The following is a 2,252-nucleotide window of genomic DNA, read 5'->3' on the forward strand; positions in this document are numbered from 1 at the left end:
TTATATAAGTAGGATTTGTTTATTTTGTGTAAAGTAGATTTATTTTCTATCTGCTTTATAATATATTTTATTTATTTGATTATCTTGTAATTTTATTGCTATATCAACTGGGTTTTTATAAATAGTATCTTGAAAATACAGCATATTATTTTTCTTATTTTTTCTAAATCCATATTCTTTTAGATATTTAAGAATTTCATCATTGTTTTTATCTAGTAATACAGCGTTGAGTTCTTTTGTAGTAACTTCATTTATTATGCAATATCTTTGATTTTCTAGGCAAGTTTTATTAGCATTTATGATTTTTGCTATTAAATCATTTGGCTCTTTTATAAAAAATTCATAGTATTTATAAGCAGATACTAAAGCTAAAATTATTAAAAAGTATTTATTAAATTTAATCTCATCTAATCTCTTTTTAATACTTCCATAAATAGCAGAAAGCAAAATTGCAGATATAAAATAATAAGCAAAATTAAAGCCCATAAAAAGCTCAATCAAGCCAACAACTACGCATAACCAAGATAAATAATAAGATAAATATTGTAAGAGTTTTATAATTTTATGCAACATTTCACTACTTTTTAATACAAGTATTAGAAATATTTAGGATTTACCTAAGTAAATCCTTATTTTTTAGATAGTTCGTTTATCATATCTATAAGCATTTGTGGAGATTTTGCATAAGCTAAATTGATTACATATTTTCCATTTACAATAAAAGTTGGAGTTCCGTAAGTATTAGCAATTTCATTTGCAATATCAGTTGAGCTTAATAAATATTTTCCTTCAGGGCTTTGTAAGAAGCTTTCTAATTTTTTCTTTGAAATTCCAAGAATACTTAGACCAGATTTATAAAATTCATCAGGATTATTATTCCAAGTTGATTTATTTTTAAACATTTCAACAAAATAAACGCTACTAATTTTATCATATAGGCTATTTTTATCAATCAAGCTAATTTTATTTTTTTCATCTTGATAATGTGCGTATGCAAGTAAATTAGCCATTTCTTGACCAAATTTTCCCCAAGTTTTTACCATCATTAATCTAATATCCAAATCTTTTAATTGCTCTTTTATTAATCCTAAAGTATTGTGATTGTGGTGTAAATAACAATGCGAACATTGATAAGACCATATTTCTGTTAAAGAATTATCAGAATTTGGGATTGGATTTTCAAGCACATTGTATTCTACACCTTCACTTAAGGCAAATAAGTTTGAACTAACAAGCAACACTAAAGCTAACTTTTTAATTTGTTTTAACATTTTTTCTCCTTAAAAAAATTGCATAAATATATAAAATTTTAATTAATAAAAATTTTCTATTAGAAATGATAATGATTAACAAAATATCGTATAATAATGGTTCAATTTAAAAAAAAGGATAAAAAAATGAAAAAGATATTTTCTTCAATCATCGCTACTGCGATTTTAGGCTCAAGTGCTTATGCAATTACTATTGATGAAGCTAGTGTAAAAGCTCATTTTACTGGTTTTAAAATGGAAAAAAAATTAGGTGTTCCTGGTGTTATTGATGATGCTAAATTTGAATTTAGCAAAACAAGTGGCTCTGTTGTAGATATTTTAAACGGAACTAAAGCAAGTATGGATTTTGCTAACGAAAATACAAAAGATAAAATTCGTGAAAACAATATCCATAGAACATATATTGCAAATTTAAAAAATAGCAAAATTGAAGCTAGTTTAAAAGATGTAAAAGGTGATGAAACAAGTGGTAGTGCTACAGGTGTAATCACATTTAATGATATTACAAAAGAAATTCCAATGACTTATAGCGTAGCTGATGGTAAATTAGTTGTAAAAGGAGTAATCAATATGAATACTGATTTTAATACAACTGAAGCATTCACAGCACTTTCAACTGATAAACAAATCTCGGCACTTCACGGAAAGAAAACTCACGAAGAGGTTGAAATTTATTTTGATGTAGATGTTAAATAATCTTTAAAGGCTAGAATACTAGCCTTTAAAAAACTTAAGGATTATTTAAATTGATTTTAATAGATTGTATTGATATTGATAAAGCTTACGGCGAAAAAGTTATTTTAAAAAATGTAAATTTTAGTATAAACGATGGCGAAAAAATCGCAATAATAGGTAAAAACGGGCAGGGCAAATCTACATTTTTAAAAATAATTACTAAAGAAATAGAACCTGATAATGGTAGGGTTTTGATTAATTCAAGTATAAATTTTTCTATGCTTTCTCAAAGCATTAATATAGATT

General features: G+C 25.1%; 4 protein-coding genes. 2 read left to right on the forward strand and 2 right to left on the reverse strand.

Features of this window, described 5'->3' with window-relative positions:
* Positions 1-39: 39 nt before the first annotated feature.
* Positions 40-573 (reverse strand): hypothetical protein, encoded by a 534-nt coding sequence (locus KJQ99_RS09175; protein WP_214150634.1) that lies wholly within the window; start codon positions 571-573, stop codon positions 40-42.
* A gap of 56 nt (positions 574-629) precedes the next feature.
* Entirely contained in the window at positions 630-1,271 is a 642-nt protein-coding gene (locus KJQ99_RS09180; protein ID WP_214117544.1) for a thioredoxin domain-containing protein, read from the reverse strand.
* Positions 1,272-1,397: 126 nt separating this feature from the next.
* Between KJQ99_RS09180 and KJQ99_RS09185 the strand changes: the two genes are divergently transcribed.
* The gene (locus KJQ99_RS09185) at positions 1,398-1,967 is read left to right on the forward strand and encodes a hypothetical protein (protein WP_214150635.1); all 570 of its coding nucleotides are present in this window, start codon (positions 1,398-1,400) and stop codon (positions 1,965-1,967) included.
* A 50-nt stretch (positions 1,968-2,017) separates the two neighbouring features.
* Positions 2,018-2,252: ATP-binding cassette domain-containing protein (locus KJQ99_RS09190; protein WP_214150636.1), on the forward strand; the 235-nt coding region annotated here is incomplete at its 3' end.

The organism is Campylobacter sp. 2018MI13, assembly GCF_018501135.1.
Taxonomy (GTDB): Bacteria; Campylobacterota; Campylobacteria; order Campylobacterales; family Campylobacteraceae; genus Campylobacter_E.

Excerpts from the sequence above, each read along its gene's own strand:
- KJQ99_RS09175 (WP_214150634.1), bottom strand. The coding sequence starts at position 573 with ATGTTGCATAAAATTATAAAACTCTTACAATATTTATCTTATTATTTA.
- KJQ99_RS09185 (WP_214150635.1), top strand. The coding sequence starts at position 1,398 with ATGAAAAAGATATTTTCTTCAATCATCGCTACTGCGATTTTAGGCTCA.
- KJQ99_RS09180 (WP_214117544.1), bottom strand. The coding sequence starts at position 1,271 with ATGTTAAAACAAATTAAAAAGTTAGCTTTAGTGTTGCTTGTTAGTTCA.